This window comes from Escherichia sp. KTE172 (genome assembly GCF_000408845.1).
Classification (GTDB): Bacteria; Pseudomonadota; Gammaproteobacteria; order Enterobacterales; family Enterobacteriaceae; genus Escherichia; species Escherichia coli.
The window spans coordinates 3,143,604-3,146,371 of sequence record NZ_KE137316.1 but is presented as its reverse complement, the minus strand read 5'-3'; the positions used below and the strand labels follow the sequence as shown (position 1 = coordinate 3,146,371).

Here is a 2,768-nt window from a genome sequence, read left to right as displayed (position 1 = left end):
AATTTGATGCCTGGCAGTTCCCTACTCTCGCATGGGGAGACCCCACACTACCATCGGCGCTACGGCGTTTCACTTCTGAGTTCGGCATGGGGTCAGGTGGGACCACCGCGCTAAGGCCGCCAGGCAAATTCTGTTTTATCAGACCGCTTCTGCGTTCTGATTTAATCTGTATCAGGCTGAAAATCTTCTCTCTATCCGCCAAAACATCTTCGGCGTTGTAAGGTTAAGCCTCACGGTTCATTAGTACCGGTTAGCTCAACGCATCGCTGCGCTTACACACCCGGCCTATCAACGTCGTCGTCTTCAACGTTCCTTCAGGACTCTCAGGGAGTCAGGGAGAACTCATCTCGGGGCAAGTTTCGTGCTTAGATGCTTTCAGCACTTATCTCTTCCGCATTTAGCTACCGGGCAGTGCCATTGGCATGACAACCCGAACACCAGTGATGCGTCCACTCCGGTCCTCTCGTACTAGGAGCAGCCCCCCTCAGTTCTCCAGCGCCCACGGCAGATAGGGACCGAACTGTCTCACGACGTTCTAAACCCAGCTCGCGTACCACTTTAAATGGCGAACAGCCATACCCTTGGGACCTACTTCAGCCCCAGGATGTGATGAGCCGACATCGAGGTGCCAAACACCGCCGTCGATATGAACTCTTGGGCGGTATCAGCCTGTTATCCCCGGAGTACCTTTTATCCGTTGAGCGATGGCCCTTCCATTCAGAACCACCGGATCACTATGACCTGCTTTCGCACCTGCTCGCGCCGTCACGCTCGCAGTCAAGCTGGCTTATGCCATTGCACTAACCTCCTGATGTCCGACCAGGATTAGCCAACCTTCGTGCTCCTCCGTTACTCTTTAGGAGGAGACCGCCCCAGTCAAACTACCCACCAGACACTGTCCGCAACCCCGATTAGGGGCCAACGTTAGAACATCAAACATTAAAGGGTGGTATTTCAAGGTCGGCTCCATGCAGACTGGCGTCCACACTTCAAAGCCTCCCACCTATCCTACACATCAAGGCTCAATGTTCAGTGTCAAGCTATAGTAAAGGTTCACGGGGTCTTTCCGTCTTGCCGCGGGTACACTGCATCTTCACAGCGAGTTCAATTTCACTGAGTCTCGGGTGGAGACAGCCTGGCCATCATTACGCCATTCGTGCAGGTCGGAACTTACCCGACAAGGAATTTCGCTACCTTAGGACCGTTATAGTTACGGCCGCCGTTTACCGGGGCTTCGATCAAGAGCTTCGCGTTACCGCTAACCCCATCAATTAACCTTCCGGCACCGGGCAGGCGTCACACCGTATACGTCCACTTTCGTGTTTGCACAGTGCTGTGTTTTTAATAAACAGTTGCAGCCAGCTGGTATCTTCGACTGATTTCAGCTCCATCCGCGAGGGACTTCACCTACATATCAGCGTGCCTTCTCCCGAAGTTACGGCACCATTTTGCCTAGTTCCTTCACCCGAGTTCTCTCAAGCGCCTTGGTATTCTCTACCTGACCACCTGTGTCGGTTTGGGGTACGATTTGATGTTACCTGATGCTTAGAGGCTTTTCCTGGAAGCAGGGCATTTGTTGCTTCAGCACCGTAGTGCCTCGTCATCACGCCTCAGCCTTGATTTTCCGGATTTGCCTGGAAAACCAGCCTACACGCTTAAACCGGGACAACCGTCGCCCGGCCAACATAGCCTTCTCCGTCCCCCCTTCGCAGTAACACCAAGTACAGGAATATTAACCTGTTTCCCATCGACTACGCCTTTCGGCCTCGCCTTAGGGGTCGACTCACCCTGCCCCGATTAACGTTGGACAGGAACCCTTGGTCTTCCGGCGAGCGGGCTTTTCACCCGCTTTATCGTTACTTATGTCAGCATTCGCACTTCTGATACCTCCAGCATACCTCACAGTACACCTTCACAGGCTTACAGAACGCTCCCCTACCCAACAACGCATAAGCGTCGCTGCCGCAGCTTCGGTGCATGGTTTAGCCCCGTTACATCTTCCGCGCAGGCCGACTCGACCAGTGAGCTATTACGCTTTCTTTAAATGATGGCTGCTTCTAAGCCAACATCCTGGCTGTCTGGGCCTTCCCACATCGTTTCCCACTTAACCATGACTTTGGGACCTTAGCTGGCGGTCTGGGTTGTTTCCCTCTTCACGACGGACGTTAGCACCCGCCGTGTGTCTCCCGTGATAACATTCTCCGGTATTCGCAGTTTGCATCGGGTTGGTAAGTCGGGATGACCCCCTTGCCGAAACAGTGCTCTACCCCCGGAGATGAATTCACGAGGCGCTACCTAAATAGCTTTCGGGGAGAACCAGCTATCTCCCGGTTTGATTGGCCTTTCACCCCCAGCCACAAGTCATCCGCTAATTTTTCAACATTAGTCGGTTCGGTCCTCCAGTTAGTGTTACCCAACCTTCAACCTGCCCATGGCTAGATCACCGGGTTTCGGGTCTATACCCTGCAACTTAACGCCCAGTTAAGACTCGGTTTCCCTTCGGCTCCCCTATTCGGTTAACCTTGCTACAGAATATAAGTCGCTGACCCATTATACAAAAGGTACGCAGTCACCCCATAAAGAGGCTCCCACTGCTTGTACGTACACGGTTTCAGGTTCTTTTTCACTCCCCTCGCCGGGGTTCTTTTCGCCTTTCCCTCACGGTACTGGTTCACTATCGGTCAGTCAGGAGTATTTAGCCTTGGAGGATGGTCCCCCCATATTCAGACAGGATACCACGTGTCCCGCCCTACTCATCGAGCTCACAG

General features: G+C 53.4%; 1 rRNA gene and 1 other annotated feature. The gene reads right to left on the bottom strand.

What is annotated here, in order from left to right:
* Nucleotides 1-8: 8 nt before the first annotated feature.
* Nucleotides 9-124, bottom strand: a 5S ribosomal RNA gene (gene rrf / locus G434_RS09020).
* Between the two features lie 108 nt (nucleotides 125-232).
* Nucleotides 233-2,599, bottom strand: a sequence feature (most likely nonfunctional fraction of RNA operon).
* Between the last annotated feature and the right edge of the window lie 169 nt (nucleotides 2,600-2,768).